The sequence below is a fragment of the Elusimicrobiales bacterium genome, assembly GCA_041651175.1.
Lineage (GTDB): Bacteria > Elusimicrobiota > Elusimicrobia > Elusimicrobiales > Elusimicrobiaceae > JAQTYB01.
Genome location: JBAZJT010000006.1, coordinates 89,114 through 110,901, shown reverse-complemented (window position 1 = coordinate 110,901; position 21,788 = coordinate 89,114). Strand labels below are relative to the sequence as shown.

The window sequence follows — 21,788 nt, the reverse complement described above, 5'->3', positions numbered from 1 at the left end:
ACGAGTTGGAGTATGCGCCGGAACACGGAGAAAGAAAGAAGCAGTTATTGAGAATGGACGCGGAACAACAGCAGCTTTACAACATTATCCGTCAATAACCACTGGGTGTCCCGTTGGCGAAGTCAGGCTGACCCGCCCTGAAGGGCAGCGGCAAGTTCCGCTGCCGGCGTTGGAAATTACAAAGCGTCCGCTGCGGCGGAGGCGTCATCCACCAGCGGTTTTGCCGAGATGTCCGCGCCCACCGCCGCCCTCATCCACTCGCGCGGGATTATGTTGCCGGTTTTGCACATGCGCTCCATTTCCGCAGCGAGGGGATGCGTCCTGAAATAGCTCTCTATCTGATGGGCCAGTATGTAGCCTATCGGGTAATTGGGCAGATACAGCCCGTAGTTAATCATGTGCGAATACACGGCCAGCAGCGTAACGTCCCTTGTCCCCAGCACCGGCGCGTAATATTGATTCCACACATCCCCCGCCGTTGAAACCACAGCCCTGCGGAACTGCGCGGGCGTCGCGTCCGGGTGAGCGTTCAGCCACCGCCAGGACAGCATTTCCACCAGCGCGACCCCCGCTATTTCGCGCGCGGCCCAGAAGCGGTTCAGCGCGCGCAGCGCGTCGGTTTGTTTATCCGGCTCATCCAGCCCCAGCGCGAACAAATCCCTGGCCTGGAAAATGAAAGCGAAATCCTCCGTGAACCCGCTGCCGGGAACGCCGCGCAGCAGGTAATGATCCATCTTATAAAGCGTGAATGTCTGCTCCACGCCGTGGCCCAGCTCGTGCATCAGGGTGTTGAACCCCTGATAGTTCAGCCCGTCTTTGGTGAATCTGGCGCGGATATGCGCTTTTTCGCCGCGCATCTCGGCCCCCATCGCGTGGCCGGAGCCGCGGGCGTCGTCTATCTCCATGCGCGCGGCCAAAAATTGCGCGGTATCCGCGTCAAAGCCCAGTTTTTGCAATATTGAGGGAATGTCCCGCTGGAAAGCCTCTACCGTCGGATATTTCTCCCTGCACAGCGCGTCCAGCTTTTCCAGCGGCACGGAATTCCGGGCCTTGAACCCGTCGTACCAGATGTCAAACGGCTGCAATTTGCGGCCCAGTCTTTTTTCTATCAGCGCGGCTATTTTTTTGCCGGTTTTTATGTCCAGCAGCTGTTCCAGCAGCGCCTGCGCCTGCTCCTGCGGAATTTCGCGCTCCAGGCCGAAGCTGCGGTCGCTGCGCGTGGGATAGTCGGGATAGTATTTATCCTCCAGCCGGTAGGCGCGGGCCATGTTCAGCCATTTTTCGTAGCGGGTGTCGGGCTCGCGCGGGGCGGGCGCGCCGTTGACGGTATTGTCCGCCGGATTCCAGAAAGCGGCGGAGCTGTTTACCACCTCCGCCGGAATTTCCTGCGCTATGATGCGTTCCATGACCGTCTGAATCAACTGCTGTTTCGGCAGGCCGGCCTCCGGGCCGGAGTAGAGCGTTTCCAGATAATCGCGCAGCCCCCAGTGCGATTGCAGCATCAACCCCTCCGGGAAAGCGGGCTTGCCGTCCGCGCCCAGCACATGGTCCATGTATATGTTATAGGTGTTGACGTACTCATCGGATTCCGCGTTCGCTTTCGCTATCTTCTGCATCACCTCGGCTGGAACGCGGTGCGCCAGGTCTTTTGTAAGCCGGACCTCGGCCCACTGGCGGCGCGTCCAGCCGGGGCCTTCGGAGAGGCACTCGCCAAACGTCCTGACCGGAAAATTCAAAAGCGCGGCGAAGGCCAGCTTTGTCCTGAACAAATCCTCCTGCACATGCGCGCCGGGGGAATAGGCGGCAAACAGCTTGTCCACCGGCAGCAGCGGGCCGGTGTTTTCATCCATCTCGCGGTGAAGCTGCATTGACAGCGCGGCCATATGGCCGTTGATGTATTCGGCCTTGCTTTCCAGGCGCTCAAACAGCGCGTCCGGCTCCGGACCCGCGGCGAAATTGGTGATGCAGAAATCCGAGAATTCGGCGGGGGAGCCGTCGTCCCCGCTCCATACGCGGGCAACCTGGCGCACGCCGGTGTCTATGCGCGCGGCCTCTGCGGGGTACCTGGTTTTCAGCGCGGCGGCGGTCTGGCCGATGGTTTCCGCGGATATATAATTCTGCGCCGCCGCCGGAACAGCGGACAGCAGCATGGCGATAAAGAGTGATTTCATGTCTCACTATACCCATTTTCCGCAGTTGGTTGCGAGAACATTCACCACAACACCACCCGTTTTTTGAAAAGCTGGGGGGTATTGGCAAACGGCAGTGAAAACGGCATCAAACCACGAAACACACGAAAAGGGAACAAAAAAAGTTTCCGGTAGTTGTTCCCGCCTTGTTCCAGAGCCTTTTCGTGTGTTTCGTTCAATGAGGGGCGCCGTTATTTTTGACATTTGTTTCTTTATTCGCGCGGTTGTTTCCGGCAATACGGGACAGCAAAATATGGCATCGTGGGGAAAATGGGCGCTGTTGTGCATTCACGAAAAATTTGACAGTCCATTTGTCAAAAGCTAGACTAAGGATGCCGGAAGATAGGAATGCCGTGCAAATCGGCAGATGCCCGCAACGGTAGATCGCTGCAAAGCGACAAGTCCGGCATATCTTCCGCTCCCGCTTCGGCGCGGGAATATCCTTCTCGGGAAGGGATGGCGCTTTTATGTCTGCCCGTCCCTCCGGAGGATGGGTTTTTATATCCCGCAAAGTGAGTTCTATAATGCCCGACCAACAGTTGCACCACACCCATCCCCGTGTTCAAAATAGCGAGCCCGCGCTTATCTCCGGCGGCATGGGGATATGGGTTTCCAACTGGCGCATGTGCAGGATAGTGTCATTGCTGGGGGGCATGGGGATAGTTTCCGGCACCGCGCTTGAAGTTGTCTATGTCCGCCTGCTGCAACTAGGCGACAAGGGCGGGCATGTCCGCCGCGCGTTCGCTGAGCTGGCGCAACGCGTTCCGTCATTCGCGGAGCCGCTGCGCCGCCTGGTGCAGACATATTTTATCGAAGGCGGAAAAGCGGCGGATGCGCCGTTCAAAGCCGCGCCTGCCGCCGGACTAAACCGGTGCGGCGGGCAGGGCAATGTTTCATTATGGGAACCGGGCCGCGAATATCAGACGCTGACGGTAGCGGCCAATTTCGCGGAAGTCTGGCTCGCCAAAGAAGGCCATGACGGGCTTGTGGGAATAAATTACCTGCGCAAAGCGGAGCGTCCTCTGCCGTGGGGGCTTTACGGCGCGATTCTGGCCGGTGTGGATTATGTGGCGATAGGCGCGGGCAGCCCGGCTGAGATTCCGGAACTGATAGACAAATTGTCCCGGCATGAGGATGCCGCGCTGTCCATGCGCGTTTACGGAACCACCCCGGCGGACGGCGAATTCGCGCTTCACATATCCCCCCGCGCGTTGCGCGGCGCGGCGGCGCCGCTCCCCAAACCGAAGTTCCTTGCGATAGTTTCTTCCTATGCGCTGGCATCGCTGCTTGCGGCAAATCCGCAAACCCGGCCTCACGGCTTTATCGTGGAAGGCTCGGTAGCCGGCGGGCATAACGCGCCGCCCAGCAAAAAAACCTTTGACGCATCCGGCGAACCTACGGTCGTTTACACCAAAGAAGACACTATAGATATCGCCGCCATAGCCGGACTCGGCCTGCCGTTCTGGCTGGCAGGAGCATTCGGCAGCCCGCAGGGATTGCGGCAGGCGCTTGAAATGGGCGCGACCGGAGTGCAGTTCGGCACGGTGGCAGCGCTATCGGCTCAATCCGGGCTGACTGAAGGCGTCCGCACGGCGGCTCTGGAGCTTCTTGCGGCGGGATTGCTTAAAGTCAGAACGGACGCGCTTGCTTCGCCAAGCGGGTTCCCGTTCAAAATCGCGCAACTTGCGGGAACATTGTCCGAAAAATCCGTTTACGAATCACGCCACCGCCGCTGTGATGTGGGGTGTCTGCAATCCACGTATCTTACGCCTCAGGGAAACATCGGTTTCCGCTGTCCCGCGGAAGACATAAACGCTTTCATCCGCAAAGGCGGCAACCTGCGCAATACCAAGGGAAGGGTTTGTCTTTGCAGCGGGTTGCTTGCGGCGGCGGGGCTTGGTCAATACTGGCCCGATACCGCAGAGGAGCCGCCGCTGGTTACGCTGGGAGAGAATCTGGCTGCGGCGCGCGAGCTGCTCCTGGAAAAACTGGCCGCCGGACGGCATTCCTACACTGTCGGCAAGGCTGTTCAGTATATCGCCGCCGGAATGATAATGAAAAACACAATCCCGCCCGGCATGGCATAAACCTGAAACTTTCAGGTTAAATGTGGCGCGTTCTTCGGGGGACACCAATATGGGTCCTGGGCGGCGGGCATGTCAAAACGGCGCGTTTATTGTAGAATTTACACATGGGAACCAGGCGGCTTGCCCGCGAGTACTGTCTTCAGTCTCTGTATCTTGCCGACTGCGGCCTTCCGCAGCCGGACCTGCCGGCTTCGCTGTCGGATTCTCCGGCGGTCAAAGATGCGAAAACGCTTGAGTTCGGCAAAACGCTCTCGGAGGGCGTGCTGTCCTCGCTGCCGGAGCTGGACGCCGTCATAGAAAAAGCAGCCGAAAACTGGCGCATCAGCCGCATGCCCGCCGTGGACCGCGCCATACTGCGCATGGCGGTATACGAGCTGCTCCGCTCCGAAACCCCGCCCCTGGCCGTCATAGACGAGGCCATAGAACTTGCCAAAAACTACTCCACCGACGATTCGGGCGCCTTCGTCAACGGAATACTGGACCGCATACGCAGGGAACACAATCCCTCCGATGAACCCCGAAAACCGGATTGAACAGCTTCGCCGCGAAATCCGCCGCCACGACGCGCTTTACTACGTAAACGACGCGCCGGAAATTTCCGACAATGAATACGACGCGCTTATGCGCGAGCTGCGCGGGCTTGAAGCCGCCAACCCGCATCTGCTGACGCCGGATTCTCCTACGCGGCGGGTGGGCGGGCAGCCCTCGCGCGAGTTCGCGGCGGTAAAACACAACCCGCCCATGCTTTCGCTGGACAACACCTATTCCGAAGGCGAGATACGGACATGGCACGAGCGCGTTAAAAAAGGTCTGGACGGCACTTCCCCCGCGCTGGTGGTGGAGGCGAAAATAGACGGCCTCTCCTGCGCGCTGGTTTACAGAAACGGCCTGCTGGAAACCGCCGCCACCCGCGGCGACGGCGAAACCGGCGAGGATGTAACCGCCAACGTCAAAACCATACGCTCCGTCCCCCTTTCCCTGGACAATGCGCCGGAGCTGGCGGAAATACGCGGCGAGGTGTTCATGGACAAGGCGGATTTCGCCGCGCTTAACCAGAGGCAGGCAATCGCGGGCGCGCCGCCTTTCGCCAATCCGCGCAACGCGGCGGCAGGCTCGCTGCGCCAGAAGGACCCGCAAATCACGGCGGGGCGGGGGCTGCGGTTTTTCGCGCATTCCCATGGCCGGATAAGCGGAATGCCGGAGCCTAAATCCCACTGGGAATTCCTGGCGCGCTGCGGGCAGTGGGGAATTGCCGTCTCAAAACTGCGGAAACACTGCGTCTCCATAGACGAGGCGGTGGAATTTTATAACGATTGCGCCGCAAAACGCGCCGCGCTGGAATACGACATAGACGGCCTGGTGGTAAAGGTGGACGAGCTGCAATGGCAGCGGCTGCTTGGTTTCACCTCCAAAAGCCCACGCTGGGCCGTCGCCTTCAAATACCCGGCGCAGCAGGCGGTTACTGCGCTGAAAAAAGTCGTTTTCTCCGTGGGCAGGACAGGCGTGGTAACCCCCGTGGCGGAGCTGGAGCCGGTCGCCTGCGCCGGAGTGGTCATTTCCAGCGCGACGCTGCACAATTTTGACGAAATCGCCCGGCTGGGAATCAAAGAAGGCGACAAGGTGGTCATAGAGCGCGCCGGCGAGGTTATTCCCAAAATAGTCCGCGCCATGGCGGACGAGCGCACCGGCACGGAGCGCGCTATTGTCCCGCCGAAAGACTGTCCCTCCTGCTCCGCGCCGCTTTACCGCAGCGAGGGCGAGGCCGCGCTGCGCTGCATAAACCCCGCCTGCCCCGCGCAAATCCGCGAGCGCATTCTGCATTTCGCCTCCCGCAACGCGATGGATATAGAAGGCCTTGGCGACGCGGCGGTGGACCAGCTGCTCGCGCGCGGCATGGCCAAAACTCCGGCGGATATTTATTCGCTGAAAAAAGAGGATTTTCTGATACTGGAGCTGTTCGCGGACAAGCGGGCCGCCAACCTCGCCGCCGCCATAGAGAAAAGCAAGGCGCGGGAATTGTCCCGTCTTGTTTTCGCGATCGGGATAGCGCATGTGGGAGAGAAGACCGCGCTTGTGCTGGCGGCGCGCTTTAAAACCATGTCCGCGCTGGCGGCGGCCCCGCTTGAGGAGCTTGAAAAAATACAGGAAGTCGGGCCGGTGGTGGCGCAATCCGTCCACGGTTTTTTTTCCAGCGGGCACGGGCGGGAACTTGTGGCGCAGCTGGAAAAGGCGGGGCTTAATTTCACCGAGCCGGAACAGCAGGCGCCTTCGGGCGCGCTGCCGCTTGCGGGAAAGACATTCGTCTTCACCGGCGAGCTTAAATCCATGACGCGCGCCGAGGCAAAACATAACGTGCGCGCGCTGGGCGGCAAGGATATAGCCTCGGTCTCGGCTAAAACCTCCTTTGTCGTGGCGGGGGAGGATGCCGGCTCCAAACTTAAAAAGGCGCAGTCGCTGGGGGTTAAAATAATCAGCGAGAGCGAGTTTATGGATTTGTTGAAATGAAAACCGCATATTTAAGCGTCTGGAGCAAGAAAGGAATCGCCGAACTGGCCTACGGCCTGCACGCGGCGGGATATGAATTGCTGGCCTCCGGCTCCACTGCGAAAATAATAGCGCAGGCGGAACTGGAGGTAAACGAGGGGCTGGACGAGCCGCCCAGGCCGGAGCAGATTGTGCGCACGCTTGAGGCCGCGCCGGACTGCGCGCGCGAGCTGGAGGACGCCGGCATCCCCCGGCCCGACGTGGTGGTCTGCAATTTCTACCCCGTGGCGGAGATGACGGCGCAGGAGGGGTTTTCCATCGAGGAGCTGGCGCAGTACATGGACATCTGGAACAATGCCGTGCTGCGCGCCGCCGCCCGCGCCTGGGAGACAACCGCCGTCTTGTGCGATTTTTCGGATTACGCCATAACCCTTGCCGCCATAGCCGAGTTCAACGAGATTCCGCCCAGACGCCGCCGCCAGCTGGCGGTGAAGGCCCTCATGCGCTGCGCCTATTACGACGCCACCGCCGCACAGTTCCTGGCCGAGCGCCGCGGCGACATGCTGGGCGACGAGCTTGTGCTTGCGCTAAAGCAGCAGGCCGCGCTGGCCTACGGCGAAAACCCGCAGCAGCAGGCCGCGCTTTACGACATAAGCGGCGCAAGGCCGTGGGGAGTGTCCCAGTCGCGCATCATCCACGGCAGGCCGCTTAGCTTCAACCATTACCTGGACCTGGACTGCGCCTGGGAAACCGCCTGCGAGTTCACCGGCGCGGCCTGCGTTATCGTCAAGCACGGCGCGCCCTGCGGCGCGGCCTGCGCGCACAACACCGCGGAGGCGTTCCGCCTGGCTTTTGACACCGACCGCCAGGGCGCGCCCGGCGGCACGGCGGTATTCAACCGCAGGCTTACCGAAAAGGCCGCGCAACTGCTGGACGGCGAGGTCTTTGAGCTTATAGCCGCCCCGGATTTTGAGGACGGCGCGCTGGACATACTGCGCAGCCGCCGCCGCAACCGGCTGGCGCTGATTCCCTCCATGCTGGCCTCCGCGGGCGAGACGGAAATGCGCAGCATCTCCGGCGGGGTGCTGGTGCAGGAAAAAGATCCCGGCGCGCAGGCGGGGTTTGAGCCGGCCTCCAGGCGCCATCCGGGGCCGGGGGAGGAAATCTCGCTGCGTTTTGCCATGAACGTGGCCAAGCACGCGCGCTCTTATGCCGCCGTTATCGCGCAGGGGGTAAAGACAGTGGCCATAGCCTCCGGCCACCCCTCCCGGCGGGAGAGCGTCAAAATCGCGCTGCTTAAGGCCAGGGAAAAGCATCCCATAGTGGACGCCGCCTCGCCGCTTGTGCTGGCCTGCGACACCGCGCTTCCGCCGGACTGCGTCAAACAGGCCGCCAAAGCCGGCATAGGCGCCATCATACAGCCCGGCGGCGCGCCCGACGACGCGGACTGCGCCGCCGTCGCCGATTCCGCCAATATCGCCATGGCGTTCACCGGCAAAAGATATTTGAGACATTGACGCCGGACAATTCCGCCGTCTTCGCCCGGAGATATAATAAAGATGATGGACAAGCACATTCCCAACCCCAGCCTGCCCAAGCAGCGCGGCGCAAGGCAATCGCCGCTGGAGCGGGTTAAAAATTTCGACCAGGTAGCCGCCGGACTCTCCGCCGAAGAGGCCGCGCTGGAAAGCAACCGCTGCCTCAACTGCAAAAACGCGCCCTGCTCCGCGGCCTGCCCGGTCAACATCAAAATACCCGAATTTATCGCCTGCCTGCGCGTGGGCGACGCGGGGGCCGCAGCCTCCAAAATAATGGAGAGCAGCCTGCTGCCCGCCGTATGCGGCAGGGTATGCCCGCAGGAGAACCACTGCGAGGGCGCCTGCGTGCTGAAGGAAAAATTCGGCCCCGTCTCAATCGGCCTGCTGGAACGCTACGCGGCGGACACCGCCCGCGCTGCGGGCGCGCTGAAACCCCCGCAAATCGCGCCGGAGAGCGGTTTTTCGGTCGCGGTGATAGGCTCCGGCCCGGCGTCGCTGACCGCGGCGGCGGAGCTGCGCCGCGCCGGGCATAAAGTTACGGTTTACGAGGCGCTGCACAAATTCGGCGGGGTGCTGAGCTACGGCATACCGCCCTTCCGCCTGCCGAGAGAGGTAATCGCCTCCGAGGTGGAGACGGTGCGCCGCATGGGCGTGGAATTTGTGGCGGACGCGCTGATAGGCGGCGCCCTAACCATAGCCGAGCTGCGGCAGCGTTTTGACGCGGTTTTTGTGGGCTCCGGCGCGGGGCTGCCCACCATGCCCGGCATTCCCGGCGAGAACCTGGCCGGAGTGATGAGCGCCAACGAATTCCTGACCCGGCTGAACCTAATGGGCGCCTACAAGCCCGGCGCGGACACACCCGTGGACGCCGGCGAACATGTGGTGGTGCTGGGCGGCGGCAATTCCGCAATGGACGCCGCGCGCTGCGCGCTGCGGCTGGGGCCGAAGTCGGTTACGCTGGCGTACCGCCGCTCCCGGCTGGAAATGCCCGCCCGCGCCGAGGAAGCCGAAAACGCGGAGGAGGAGGGCGTCCGGTTTGAATTTCTGGCCGCCCCGCTGGAGTTTATCGGGGACGAAAAGGGCCGGCTGCGCCGGATACGGTTTACGCGCATGGAGCTGGGCGCGCCCGACGGCTCCGGCAGAAGCAGGCCGCAGCCCGTCGCCGGCTCGGAATTTGACATGGAAGCCGACACCGCCATAATCGCCATAGGCCAGAAGCCGAACCCGATAATCAAAAGAACCACGCCGGAGCTGCAAACCGGCAGGAGCGGCGCGATAGCGGTGGACGAAGCGGGCCAAACCTCCGTCCCCGGAGTCTTCGCCGGAGGCGACATCAGCCGCGGCGGCGCGACTGCGCTGCTGGCCATGAAAGACGGCAAACGCGCCGCCGCCGCAATCAACAAATACCTGTCGGGCGGAAAACGGTAGCCCGTGTTGCGGATTGGACAGCGCGGAACGGTTTCCGGGATTGCCTGCCCCCGGCGATATTGATAGTATTTAGGAGTGCAACGGATTTAGGCTATTTTCCGTATTCCTCAACAGACCGGATTTTGCTGATGAAATTTGCTTTTGCCAAATGTTTCCTGACAGCCCTGCTGCTGGGCGCGGCCTGCGCCGGCGCTTCGGCCCAGAATATGCCGCCGGCGGAGGGCGGGCAGCCGGGCGCCGCAATTGCGGCCTCCGGCGCGGAGAATGCCGCCGTTTCAGCCGCGCCGGCGGCGGTTGAGGTTTCCTCCTCCCCTGCGTCCGCGCCGGTTCAGGTTTCAACCGCAGCCGCTGCGGAGCAGGTTCCCGTATCAACCGGGACGGTCGCGGCGGAATCTTCGGCAACGGTGTCGGCGGCGCCGGTTTCCACCGCCGCCGTTTCGGACGAAAACTCCCCCGGCCAGCCGCCCTGGATGATATGCGATACCGGGGTGGAGGGGCTGGTGTCGGTCAAGCCGCGCGTAGTGTCCAAAAACACCATAGCCAAAAAGGGGCATTTGTATCAGCGCGAGGATATAAACAAGGACATACAGTCCCTCATAAAGCTGGGCGATTTTTCCAAGGCGGTGGTGGACATCTCCGCCATGCCGGGGAATATGGAGGACAAGGAAACCGCGCTGCCCTATCCCTGCCGCATGCTTACCTACCGCGTAACGGAGCGTCCGCGCGTTGATTCCGTCTCCTTTGAAGGCCGGCACGAAATATCCAAAGGCGTCCTGCTTGACGAAATGAGCCTTAAAGAGGACGACCCCTACGACGAAGTCAAGCTCCAGGACGACATGCGCAAGCTGAAGGAAAAATACGCGCAGAAGGGTTATATAAACGCGAAGGTTGAGTTTTCGCAGGTTCCCTCCCGCAAAAAAAACGAGGTGTCGGTCAAAATCATAATCAGCGAAGGCGCGCAGTCCCGCGTGAAGACCCAGGAATTCTCCGGCGCGGCGGGATACACCCGGAAAAAACTCTCCAAACAGACGAAAAACCGGCCCGGGAAAATATACAGCCCGGCGGATTTGCCCTCCGACAAAAAAGAGATTGAAAACCTCTATCGCAACGACGGCTATTCGGATTTCACCATAGACGGCCCCACTGTTACCTTCAGCGCCGCGCAGGACGAGGTTTACATCAGCTACAGGGTCAGCGAGGGCGCCAAATCCGTGTTCGGCAACACCACTTTTTCCGGCAACAGCGTCATCAAAAGCACGGACCTGGCGGCGGCGGTGGAATACCGCAAAGGCGACATCTTCAAGCAGGAGCGTTTTGACGGGACGGTGCGCGCCATTCAGGAAAAGTACGCAGACGTGGGCCGCCTCAAGGCCGTGGTCAAGCCCGAAAAAAAGCATAACGAGCGGACCGGCGCGCTGGACATAAACTTTGACGTAACCGAAAATCCGGTGGTCTATGTGGACCATGTGGACGTAGGCGGCAACAAGCAGACAAAAACCTATGTCCTGCGCCGTGAAATAGTGGTCAAAGACGGAGACGTGTTCCGCGCCTCGCGCATACGGAAAAGCTATGAGCGGCTTATGAACCTCGGCTTTCTGGACGACGTCGGGGTGGACACCGTTCCCACCGCCGACCCGGACAAGGTGGACCTGGTCTTTGACGTGGTGGAAGGCAAGGCGGGGATGCTTACGCTGGGCGCGTCGGTCTCCTCGGTTGACGGGCTCTTTGGCGACGTGTCCACGCAGCTGATGAACCTTTTCGGCAAGGCGCAGCGGCTGGCGCTGCGCTGGCAGTTCGGCGCGCGGGTGCTTAATTACACCTTAAGCTGGACCACCCCCTGGGTGAAAGACAAGCCCGTCAGCTTCGGCGTGGATGTTTTCGATACCCGCATGATACGGCCCTACGCCACCTCGCTCTCGGCATACACGGACCACCGCGTGGGCGGCAGGGTGCGCCTGGGCCCGCGTTTTGAGGAGGACAGGTATCAGCTCAACCTGGCCTATTCATACGAGAAGGTGGAGGTTACAAACGTCCAGGATATTTACGCCGACGTGCTGCCCGCCGGCACCAGCACGACATCCAAGATAGCGGCTGAATTCGCCGTTGACACGCGCGACAGCATATGGGACCCCACCCGCGGCATGAGAAACGCCGTCAGCTTCGAGCTGTCCGGCGGGCCGCTGTTCGGCGACGTAAACACTTACAAGACCGGCGCGACCTCCACCTGGAATTACAAGCTGTTTTCAATAGCGGACTATCCCTTTGTGTGGGGCATTTCCAACAGATTCGGCCTGATAGGCCGCTACGGCAGCACCACCGATATTCCGGTCTACGACCGCTACTTCCTCGGCGGGCCCGACACAATACGCGGCTACGACAACAACGGGCAGATAGGCCCGCTCAACGGCGGCTCCGTATTTTATATATTCAACACGGAGGTGCGCTTCCCCATCGCCAGGGAAAGGCGGCGCACCATAGTCCAGGGAGCATTCTTCATGGACATGGGCAACGACTGGAGCAATTTGAGCGACATTCACCTACAAACCGGCCCCGATGTGAACCAGATGAAAATCGGCGCGGGCTTCGGCATACGTTTCACCACCCCGGCCTTCCCGATACGGCTGGACTGGGGCTACGGCTTCAACCACCGCGACGGCGAGCAGCGTGCCCAGCTCTATTTCACCATGGGGAACCTGTTCTGATTTATGAAAACAATCATGATTGCGGCGGCGATTGCGTCCGCGCTGGCGGCCCCCGCCCGCGCGCTGGAGCTTACGCTTGAGGAAAACCGCGGCGAAACCGGCAGCATCGGCTATGTTGATATGGACCGCGTATTCGCCCGGCATCCCGAAACCGCCAAGGCGAAGGAGGAGTTCGTAATCCTCCTCAACGACAAGAAAACGCTGGTGGAGCTTAAAAAAAACGAGATAGCCGCGCTGCGCGCGAAGCTGGGCATTCTTTCCGATAAAAGGCGGGTGCTTGTCGCCAGAATAGAGGCGGAGACGCAGAAAGTGCTTTCCGACGCCGCCCTGGTGGCGGAACTGGCCAGTTCCACCCCGCAGGCGCAGGGGCAGATTTCTCCGGGCGAACTGGCCGCGCCGGAGGCGAACCCGGCGCCGGCAGTGTCCGTTTCCACCGGCGCGATAAAGCTGCACGGCTACGACATGATGGTTTTCCCGGACAATCACATTGAGAAAATAAGCGACTCAACCGGGACGGCTCCCGGCGCGGCGGCGGTTTCAGATGCGCCCGCGCCTCAGGCTGCAATCCCCGTTTCCGCAACAACCGCGTCAACGGCTGCGGTTTATGCGCCGGCCATATCCGGCGGCGCGCTTGCGCTGCCCGCCACCGGACAGGCTTCAGCGCAGTCGGCGCAGCCTCCGGCAACGGACACGCCCGGTTCAGGCGGGCTTCCCGTTTCAACCGCGGCGGCGCAGGTTGCGCCGCTGTCCGTGGTGGTTTCCACCGGAATTGCGGTTTCCACGGCGCCCCCTGTAACCGTGGCCGCGCTGCTGGAGGCGGACAAGACGCTGCTGTTTTCGCTTGAAGCGGAAATAGCCCCGCTTGAAAAGGAACTGGCGCAGAAACGCGGGGACCTCAAGGCCTTGCGCGAAAAAACGGAAAAAGAGCTTGCGGATATGGAAAACCGCCGCTCCGAAATCATACTGGGCAAAATATACGCCGCGCTGCGCCATGTGGCGACGGAGGAGGGGATAAGCGTGGTAGTGGACAAGGGCAGCACGCTTTATGGCCGCAAAACCGTTGACCTGACCGACAAGCTGCTGGAGCATATCAGAAACGAATGAAACTGAAACTTTCCGAAATAGCCGCCATAACCGGCGGCGAGCTTGAGGGCCGCCCGGACGATTTCGTCCGCGGCCCGGCATCAATAGAAAATGCGCCGGAGGGCAGCCTTGTCTATCTGGCGGATTTTTCCAAAAAAGGCAGTCTTGCCGGCTCCAAAGCCGCCTGCGCCATACTGCCCAAAGCCGCAAAAGGCCTGGAGAGGCCGTTTTCCGGCGGCGTGATTTACGCCGAAGACCCGCACTGGGCCTTCACCCTCGTCCTGCGCCATGTCCAGAAGGCGGAGCGGCCCGCTCCCCCCGCCGGAATCCACCCGTCCGCCGTCATAGACCCTTCCGCCTCAATCGGGGCGGGGGTTTATATAGGCGCGCACTGCGTGGTGGAGAAAAACGCCTCCGTGGGCGCGGGCAGCGCGCTGTATCCGAACTGCTATATCGGCGAAAACGCCAGCCTGGGCGAAAACTGCGTTTTCCATCCGGGCGTCGTTTTCCTGAGGGACTGCGTCGCCGGAGACCGCGTCGTCATACACGGCAACGCGGTGATAGGGGCGGACGGTTTCGGCTATATCCGGCGCGGCGTGGTCCAGGAAAAAATCCCGCAGCTCGGCAATGTGGTCATTGAAAATGATGTTGAAATCGGCGCGGCCACAACCATAGACCGCGCCGCCCTGACCCAAACCCGCGTCGGCGCGGGCAGCAAGATAGACAATCTGGTGCAAATCGCCCATAACGTAAACATCGGGCGCAACTGCATAATAGTCAGCCAGGCCGGGGTGGCCGGCTCCTCCCGGCTGGGCGACAATGTGGTCGTGGCCGGCCAGGCCGGGATAGTGGACCATGTCAAAATCGGCAACGGGGCCATTGTTACCGCGGGAACCGGCATAATGTCGGACGTGCCGGACGGCGCGGTGATGTTCGGCAGCCCGGCAAGGCCGCACGCGCAAATGCTCAAAATAGTGGCCATACTGGGCAAGCTGCCGGAGATGTACGCGTTTTTCCGCAAACTCAAAAAGAAATTCGGCGAAGAATGAGGAACACTTTAAGCGAAACCGTCAGGTTTTCCGGCATCGGGCTGCACACCGGCGCGCCGGTTTCGCTTGAGATTCGCCCGTCCTCCGTCTGCGGCGTGCGGTTTTTCGGCGCGGACGGGAAAATGGCCGAGGCTTCGCTTAAAAACGTCAAATCCACGGTTCGCGGCACCAATCTCAGCGCGGACGGGCTGGAAATCTTCACGGCGGAGCATGTGCTGTCCGCTCTGGCGGGCTACGGCGTGGACGACGCCGATATTCACATGACCGGCCCGGAGCCTCCGGCGATGGATGGTTCCGCCCTCGCTTTTGCGGAGGCGGTCATGCGCGCCGGGCTGTCGCCGCGGGAGGCCGCGCCGCCGCCGGAGCTGAAACTGTCAAAACCGGTTGAATACCGCGCGGGGGACGTTTTTTACCGGGCCGAGCCCGCCGCGAAAACCGAATTTGTTTTCACCTACGTTTCGCCGCATCCGCTTATCGGGGAGCAGATGGCGGTTTTTTTTCCGTCGCCGCGGGCGTACCTGGCGGAAATAGCCCCCGCGCGCACCTTCGGCTATGAAGAAGAGGTTGCCGCGCTGCGCAAGGCGGGGCTGGCAAGGGGCGGCTCGCCGCAAAACGCGGTCATCATCACAAAAGACGGTTTTATCGCCGAAGGCGGGCTGCGTTTCAGGGACGAGTTCGCCCGGCATAAGATTCTTGATATGATAGGCGATTTTTCGCTTATGGGCGCGCGGCTCTCCGGCGTGAAGCTGACCGCCGTGCGCGGCGGGCACGGCCATAACGTCAAATTCGCGCAAATGCTGCTGGAGGCGATATGAGCGAAACGGAACACAAGGAGCTGCGTTCGCTGCTGGACGCCGCTCCCGTCCAGACGCTGGACACCAAAGAAATAATGGCCCGCATACCGCACCGCTATCCCATGCTGCTGGTGGACCGGGTGGATATAATAGAGATGGGCAGATACCTCGTCGGCATAAAGGCGGTTACGGCCAACGAGCAGTTTTTCGCCGGGCATTTTCCGGGGAACCCCGTCATGCCCGGCGTGCTGATGCTGGAGGCGATGGCGCAGACCGCCGCCGCCATGACAATGGGCATGGAGCCGTTCAAAAACAAGCTCGGCTTTTTCATGGGGCTGGACAAGGTGAAATTCCGCCAGCAGGTTACGCCGGGAACGCTGCTTAAAATGCCTATTGAGATATTGCGGCTAGGCCGCGCAGGCAAGGGCCGCGGCGAGGTCTATGCGGACGGCAAGCTGGCCGCGCAGGCCGAAATGTCTTTTATACTCGTGGACAGGAGCTGATTATGAAAGCCGACATTCATTCCTCCGCCGTAATTCATCCCTCGGCAAAGATAGCCGATGGCGCGCGCATAGGCCCCTTCGTTGTAATCGGGGAGGATGTTACAGTGGGCGAAGGCACATATATAGGCCCGCACTGCCTGGTGGAATTTGCGGAAATAGGCAAAAACAACCGCATGGAGGGCGGGGCCTATATCGGGCTGCCGGCGCAGGATTTCGGCTATTACAAGACCGGCGGCAAGACCAAAATCGTCATAGGCGATAACAATATAATACGGGAGGGCGTCTCTCTTCACCGCGCCAGCAGCCCGGAACTGCTGACCAAAATCGGCAGCAACTGCATGTTCATGGCCAATTCCCATGTGGGACATGACGGCATAGTGGGCGACGGCGTGGTGATTGTGAACGGTTCCGCCCTGGCCGGCCATTGCGAGGTGGAGGACAACGCCCTGATTTCCGCTTTCGTGGGCGTGCATCAATTCGCCAGAATTGGCCGGCTGGCAATGGCGACGGGAGGGGCCAAGGTCGCGCTGGATTTGCCGCCTTTCTGCCGCGCGCAGGGCGACAGGGCCAAGCTTGTGGGCCTCAACCTCGTGGGAATGCGCCGCGCCGGGATAGCGCGGGAGAATATCTCCTCCGTCAAGCAGGCGTACAAGACGCTTTTTTTCTCCGGCATGAGGCTGGAGGAGGCGCTGGCCAAACTGAAAGAAACCCGGCTTACGCCGGAGGCGGCGCACTTTGTCGCCTTCTGCGAAAAATCAAAGCGCGGCGTGATGCGCCCCAGAATGCGCGCCCTGAAAGTTCTTGAAACGGAAAGCGATGAATAAAATCGGTCTTATAGCCGGCGCGGGGAAGTTCCCTGAAGTGTTTGCGCGGGAGGCCGCCGGCAACGGCTGCGAGGTTTTCGTGGCCGGGATAAAAGACGTAACCTCGCCGGAGCTTGAGAAGCTGGCGCATGTGGAGTATTTCCGGCTGGGCCAGCTTTCGGCGCCGGCGCGGTTTTTCGTCAAAAACGGCGTAAAGCGGGTGGCGATGGCGGGGCTGGTGCGGCACAATTCCATATTCGGCGGCGTGCTGCCGGATTTGCGCGCCGCGAAACTGCTGGCCTCGCTGCCCGACATGCGCGCGGAAACCATACTGCGCGCCGTCGCCGCCGCGCTGGCCGAAGACGGGCTGGAGCTGGTAAGCTCCGCCACATTTCTGGAAAATCTGCTTGCAAAGCCCGGCAATATCACAAAATCCGCGCCGGACAAAATACAGCTTAAAAATATCGCGCTGGGCTGGAAAATAGCCAAGGAACTGGCCCGGCTGGACGCCGGGCTTGCGGTGGTGATGGCGGATATGTCCGTTGTCGCGCTTGAGGCCATGGAAGGCACCGACAAGTGCATACTGCGCGCAGGCGAAATCCACCGCGCCGCCTCAGGCGGCAAAAGCGGCCTTGTCGTGGTGAAAGTCGGAAGGGAAAAGCAGGATTTCCGGTTTGACCTGCCGGTGATAGGCATGGGAACCATTGAATCCATGCGCGCAGCCGGCGCGCGCGTTCTGGCGGTGGAGGCCGGCAAAACCCTTATTATAGACGGCGCCGCCGCGCTGGACGCCGCCGAAAAGCACGGCATTTGCGTCTGCGCCTTCGCAGCCCCGCCCGCTGCGTAACAAAAAAACCGCCGGGCTCTGCCGCCCGGCGGGACTGCCTTTTCCGAAAAAATCCGTTATCCCATTCTTCGCAGCTGCGAGAAGCGTTATCCCTCCCGGACCGCCAGTATCGTGAAACCGTATTCGCGGGACATCTTGCCGGATGACCTGGCAAACACTCCGCTGTCGTACATGACCGAGTATCCGGCATAAGACAACTCGCTCCGGCAATCGTCGTGCGCCTTAAGCGCGCCATCGTTGTCTGCCGGTTCGGATGAGTAGTTGATTGTCTTGACGTCTTTAACCAGGGATACCTGCGACAGGGAGAACCGGATTTCAAAGCTGTTGCCGCCGGTTTCGGCGGATACGATATCCACGCCCTTGTTGGTCAGCGCCGTTACCAGCTTGTCCTTGACCTGTCCGCTGGAGCCGCTCCACCTGTCAGTCAGGGTGCCGCGGAAGACATACTCGCCAGAAAGCCCGGCAGAACAGGCCGGCAGGGCCGCTATCAGAACCATCGCCATTATCTTTCTCATAACCCCTCCTGCCTTGCCGCCGTCTTCCCCGGCTGGCGCTTCCGCTTCGCTGTTCCTGGGTGTACCCTATACCCTGTTTGCGTTTTTCGCAAGGGCCTTTAGGGCCCAGGTCCCGGATGCGCGCCGCGGCGTATTTCTCCGTCGGAGAACGGGGCCTTTTGCGATTTGATTTTTGGAAGATTGTGAAAATCGGCTGTTATGAAAGCAGAAATTTGGCCGCATCCATGCGGCGCGCTTTTTTAAGCGCGGCCAGCACAAGCGGCCTGTTTTCGGGCTTGAAATACTGGAGCAGGGCGCGCTGGAGTTTGCGCTCGGTCTCGGTTGTGGCGACATGGACCGGTTTGCCGGTCGCGGGGTCAAGGCCGGTATGGTACATCGCGCTGGCCCATTCCATCGGCGCGGGGATGAAATCGTTCACCTGGCGCGGACGCAGCCCGTTTTTCTTCAGAAACAGCGCAAGCTCCACCATGTCGTTGAGATCCGAGCCGGGAAAAGCGGAAATGAAGTAAGGCACTATGTACTGCTCCAGCCCGGCCTTTTGGCTTGCGCGGAAAAATTCCTCGGCGAAAGCGCAAAACACCTCCGACGGCGGCTTGCGCATCAGCGCAAGCACGTTGGGGCACACATGCTCCGGCGCGACGCTTAGCTGCCCGCCGGTATGCCGCGCCGCCAGGCGGGCGATATAGCCGCGCTGGCGCAACGCCAAATCCATCCTGACGCCGCTGGAAATGACCACTTTCTTCACCCCTTTTGCCTGCGCTGCGCGCTCCAGCATTCGCAGCGCGGCGGAGCAGTCCGCCTCCAGATTGGCGCATATTTCCGGGTGGAGGCAGCTCGGGCGGCGGCATTTTTGCCGGGCGTCGCTGTTTTTGCAGCCGGTGCCGTACATGTTGGCCGACGGGCCGCCTATATCGGATACGGTTCCGCGAAAACCCGGCACGGCGGCGAGCTTTTGCGCCTCGGCGGCAATGGAATCCTCCGAGCGGCTTTGTATTATTTTTCCCTGATGCAGCGCCAGCGAGCAGAAGCTGCAGCCGCCGTAACAGCCGCGGTGGGAGGTGATGGAGTCCCGTATCATCTCCCAGGCGGGGATTTTCTCGCGGTATGACGGGTGCGGCGCGCGCTTGAACGGCAGGGCATAGAGCCTGTCCATTTCCGCCGAGGCAAGCGGCAGACGCGGCGGGTTCTGGACTATGAAGCGGTCCCCGTGTTTCTGCGCCAGCGGCGCGGCGTTGTAGGGATTAAGATTGTCCGCGGTAATTGTTGCCGCGCGCAGGAACGCGGCCTTGTCCGCGCGGACCTCCTCGCAGGACGGGAGCAGGACGGCGCCCGGCGGCGGCGCGCCGGCGGAAACCGTGCCGCGCAAATTTGCCGGCACATGCCCGTCTTGCGCCGCGCGGGCGATTTCAACAATGGCTTCCTCGCCCATGCCGTATACCAGCAAATCCGCCTTCGCGTCCAGCAGGACGGAGCGTTTGACGGTGTCGCTCCAGTAATCGTAATGCGCCAGCCGCCGCATTGAAGCTTCCACTCCGCCCAGAATTACCGGAATTCCCGGAAAGGCTTCCTTCGCGCGCTGGCTGTAGACCATGGAGGCGCGGTCGGGCCTCAGCCCGGCCCTGCCGCCGGGCGAATAATCGTCGTTGCCGCGGATTTTGCGGTTGGCGGTGTAGCGGTTTATCATTGAATCCACATTGCCGGCCCCGACGGCGAAAAAAAGCCTCGGCCTGCCGAATTGCCGCCACGGCGCGCAGGAGCGCCAGTCCGGCTGGGCAAGCACCGCCACGCGGAAACCAGCCGCCTCAAGCGCGCGGGAAATCATCGCCGCCGCAAAACTGGGATGGTCCACATACGCGTCGCCGGAAACGAACACGATGTCCACCCCGTCCCAGCCGCGCGCGGCGGCTTCGCCCGCGTTTACCGGAAGAAAATCGTTTTTCGGTGCAATCATTTTTTGATAATCCCAGCGTTCCGCTTCCGCCGCCGTTTTTGCGCCGGGCGCTTGCGCCCGCCGCACCCCCGGTCAGAATTCGCCCAGGGGGATTTGCTCAAGCTCCAGTTCAATGCCGGTGGCGGCCTTGACCCGCCGCCTCACCGTTTCAATCAGTTTCATAATGTCCGCCGCGGCTGCGTTGCCGGTGTTGACAATAAACCCGGCATGTTTTTCCGACACCTGGGCCCCGCCCTCGCGCAAGCCTTTAAGCCCGGCCTCTTCAATCAGCTTTGACGCGAAATTGCCCGGCGGACGCTTGAACACGCTCCCGGCGGACGGATACTCCAGCGGCTGCTTTTGCGCGCGCGCGGCCAGAATTTCGCGCCGCGTGTTTTCCAGCGCGGCCCTGTCCGACGGGACAAGCTCCCACTCGGCGGAAAGTATAATCAGCCCCTCCGGCAGGCCGCTTTTCCGGTAGCCGAATGATAAATCCTTTTTTTGCAGCGAGACTGGCGCTGATTGCGCGTCCAGCCCGCGCAGCCGGACAAAACAGTCCCCCGTTTCCTGGCCGAAGGCTCCGGCGTTCATCCCGAGCGCCCCGCCGGCGCTGCCCGGTATGCCGGAGAGCTTTTCCATCCCGCCCAGCCCGGCGGAAACCGCCGCGCGGACGGCATCATCAAGCAATGCCCCCGCCCCGGCGCGGATTGTCCTGCCGGAAACCGAAACTCCGCATAACCCGGATGTTTCGCAGACAATGCCGCGAATGCCCTTGTCTGCAACAATTACGTTGGAACCGCGCCCCAGAATGGTAAGCGCGATATGGTTGCTCCGCGCGAAAACCACGGCGCGCGCGAACTCCTCTTCCGTTGCCGGCGAGGCGAAAACATCCGCCGGTCCGCCCGTGCGGAAGCTGGTGTGCGCCGACAGCGGCTCGTAGAACCGGCACTTTCCCGCAAGCAAGCGGAGAATTTCAGCTTTCCAGTCAGACCGCAATGTTATTCCGCTCCTATGGTCAAAGCCGATTATTTTTCTGGCAGCGATATTGCAAGTTTACCCGATTCTCCGCAGTCGGCTTGCGGAATTCGGCGGTGGCCGCCGGGGCATTCCTGCGCATAAGTTTCCCTGCATACCCCGCGGGGATGCCCGTCAAATTCCGTTTCGAACCGTCCGCGCCGTCCGGCACTGTGTGCGCCTCATGAGAAACCCGCTGTTCGGGATATGAAGTCTCACGTGCCAATCCTACAGGGAATCCCGGCATATTGTCAACCTGAATATTCCACGACATCACCCATTTTTTACACAGCGCCATATTTTGCTGTTCCGTATTGCCGGAAACTTTTTCATTCCCTTTTCGTGTGTTTCGTGGTTTGATTCCGTTTTCACTGCCGTTTGCCAATACACCCCAGCTTTTCAAAAAACGGGTGATGTCGTGGAATATTTCATCTTGCCTGCGGAATCCGGCGGCGGGAAACGTGGCATTCCGTGCAGAAGTTTTCCTGCATACCGGACGATATGCCCGCCAAATTCCGCTTCAGACTGTCCCCGCCGGCTGCCGCCCCGGTTCCCGCCGCAGACTGCAATTCCCGGATGAAACCGCGAGGGCGCGGCGCAGGTATCACGGGTTCAGGACGCATTGCAACCGGCTTTGTTTTTGCTATAATAAGGCGAGAGCGCGGGCGTGGTTCAATGGTAGAACACGACCTTGCCAAGGTTGAGACGTGGGTTCGATTCCCATCGCCCGCTCCAGATTATCAGGCAGCCCTTGCGGGCTGCTTTTTTATTTCACGGAACACACACCCACCGCCGGGTTTTGCGGCGGGACACGGTTGCCGG

At 61.1% G+C, this 21,788-nt stretch carries 17 protein-coding genes and 1 tRNA gene; 13 read left to right on the top strand and 5 right to left on the bottom strand.

Annotation, left to right across the window (positions count from 1 at the left end; translation table 11 throughout):
* Positions 1-176: 176 nt before the first annotated feature.
* Positions 177-2,171 (bottom strand): hypothetical protein, encoded by a 1,995-nt coding sequence (locus tag WC421_05270; GenBank protein ID MFA5161635.1) that lies wholly within the window; start codon positions 2,169-2,171, stop codon positions 177-179.
* 542 nt (positions 2,172-2,713) lie between these two features.
* Here WC421_05270 and WC421_05265 point away from each other — a divergent pair.
* The 12 genes from WC421_05265 (at position 2,714) to lpxI (ending at position 17,507) form a co-directional block, all read left to right on the top strand.
* Positions 2,714-4,276: a hypothetical protein gene (locus WC421_05265; protein ID MFA5161634.1), complete on the top strand. Its 1,563-nt coding sequence runs from the start codon at positions 2,714-2,716 to the stop codon at positions 4,274-4,276.
* 104 nt (positions 4,277-4,380) lie between these two features.
* Complete coding sequence (gene nusB / locus WC421_05260) at positions 4,381-4,809, top strand: transcription antitermination factor NusB (protein ID MFA5161633.1); 429 nt, start codon at positions 4,381-4,383, stop codon at positions 4,807-4,809.
* The gene (ligA, locus tag WC421_05255; protein ID MFA5161632.1) at positions 4,787-6,781 is read left to right on the top strand and encodes an NAD-dependent DNA ligase LigA; all 1,995 of its coding nucleotides are present in this window, start codon (positions 4,787-4,789) and stop codon (positions 6,779-6,781) included. Before nusB ends, ligA begins: the two co-directional genes overlap by 23 nt.
* The gene (locus WC421_05250) at positions 6,778-8,277 is read left to right on the top strand and encodes a hypothetical protein (protein ID MFA5161631.1); all 1,500 of its coding nucleotides are present in this window, start codon (positions 6,778-6,780) and stop codon (positions 8,275-8,277) included. The genes ligA and WC421_05250 overlap by 4 nt, the downstream gene beginning before the upstream one ends.
* Positions 8,278-8,322: 45 nt before the next feature.
* A complete protein-coding gene (gene gltA / locus WC421_05245) occupies positions 8,323-9,726 on the top strand; it encodes an NADPH-dependent glutamate synthase (GenBank protein ID MFA5161630.1) in 1,404 nt (467 codons plus the stop codon).
* A gap of 128 nt (positions 9,727-9,854) precedes the next feature.
* Positions 9,855-12,428, top strand: coding sequence for an outer membrane protein assembly factor BamA (gene bamA, locus WC421_05240; protein MFA5161629.1), 2,574 nt, complete (start codon positions 9,855-9,857; stop codon positions 12,426-12,428).
* 3 nt (positions 12,429-12,431) lie between these two features.
* Complete coding sequence (locus tag WC421_05235; protein MFA5161628.1) at positions 12,432-13,532, top strand: OmpH family outer membrane protein; 1,101 nt, start codon at positions 12,432-12,434, stop codon at positions 13,530-13,532.
* The gene (lpxD, locus tag WC421_05230) at positions 13,529-14,560 is read left to right on the top strand and encodes a UDP-3-O-(3-hydroxymyristoyl)glucosamine N-acyltransferase (GenBank protein ID MFA5161627.1); all 1,032 of its coding nucleotides are present in this window, start codon (positions 13,529-13,531) and stop codon (positions 14,558-14,560) included. The genes WC421_05235 and lpxD overlap by 4 nt, the downstream gene beginning before the upstream one ends.
* Positions 14,557-15,375: a UDP-3-O-acyl-N-acetylglucosamine deacetylase gene (lpxC, locus tag WC421_05225; protein MFA5161626.1), complete on the top strand. Its 819-nt coding sequence runs from the start codon at positions 14,557-14,559 to the stop codon at positions 15,373-15,375. The genes lpxD and lpxC overlap by 4 nt, the downstream gene beginning before the upstream one ends.
* On the top strand, positions 15,372-15,857 hold the full coding sequence (fabZ, locus tag WC421_05220; protein ID MFA5161625.1) for a 3-hydroxyacyl-ACP dehydratase FabZ: 486 nt from the start codon (positions 15,372-15,374) through the stop codon (positions 15,855-15,857). Before lpxC ends, fabZ begins: the two co-directional genes overlap by 4 nt.
* A 2-nt stretch (positions 15,858-15,859) precedes the next feature.
* Entirely contained in the window at positions 15,860-16,681 is an 822-nt protein-coding gene (lpxA, locus tag WC421_05215) for an acyl-ACP--UDP-N-acetylglucosamine O-acyltransferase (protein MFA5161624.1), read from the top strand.
* Positions 16,674-17,507 carry a UDP-2,3-diacylglucosamine diphosphatase LpxI gene (lpxI, locus tag WC421_05210; protein ID MFA5161623.1) on the top strand — a complete coding sequence of 278 codons (834 nt, stop codon included), beginning with the start codon at positions 16,674-16,676 and terminating at the stop codon, positions 17,505-17,507. Before lpxA ends, lpxI begins: the two co-directional genes overlap by 8 nt.
* Positions 17,508-17,593: 86 nt before the next feature.
* Here lpxI and WC421_05205 read toward each other — a convergent pair whose 3' ends face one another.
* The 4 genes from WC421_05205 to WC421_05190 all read right to left on the bottom strand — a co-directional run bounded on the left by WC421_05205 (position 17,594) and on the right by WC421_05190 (position 21,369).
* A complete protein-coding gene (locus WC421_05205; protein MFA5161622.1) occupies positions 17,594-18,022 on the bottom strand; it encodes a hypothetical protein in 429 nt (142 codons plus the stop codon).
* A gap of 196 nt (positions 18,023-18,218) precedes the next feature.
* Positions 18,219-19,973, bottom strand: a complete 1,755-nt coding sequence (locus tag WC421_05200) for a YgiQ family radical SAM protein (protein ID MFA5161621.1) — start codon at positions 19,971-19,973, stop codon at positions 18,219-18,221.
* 72 nt (positions 19,974-20,045) lie between these two features.
* Positions 20,046-20,915 (bottom strand): UDP-N-acetylmuramate dehydrogenase, encoded by an 870-nt coding sequence (gene murB, locus WC421_05195; protein MFA5161620.1) that lies wholly within the window; start codon positions 20,913-20,915, stop codon positions 20,046-20,048.
* A 52-nt stretch (positions 20,916-20,967) separates the two neighbouring features.
* Positions 20,968-21,369 carry a hypothetical protein gene (locus WC421_05190; GenBank protein ID MFA5161619.1) on the bottom strand — a complete coding sequence of 134 codons (402 nt, stop codon included), beginning with the start codon at positions 21,367-21,369 and terminating at the stop codon, positions 20,968-20,970.
* A gap of 258 nt (positions 21,370-21,627) precedes the next feature.
* Between WC421_05190 and WC421_05185 the strand changes: the two genes are divergently transcribed.
* Positions 21,628-21,701 (top strand) — tRNA-Gly (locus WC421_05185).
* The last annotated feature ends 87 nt before the right edge of the window (positions 21,702-21,788 follow it).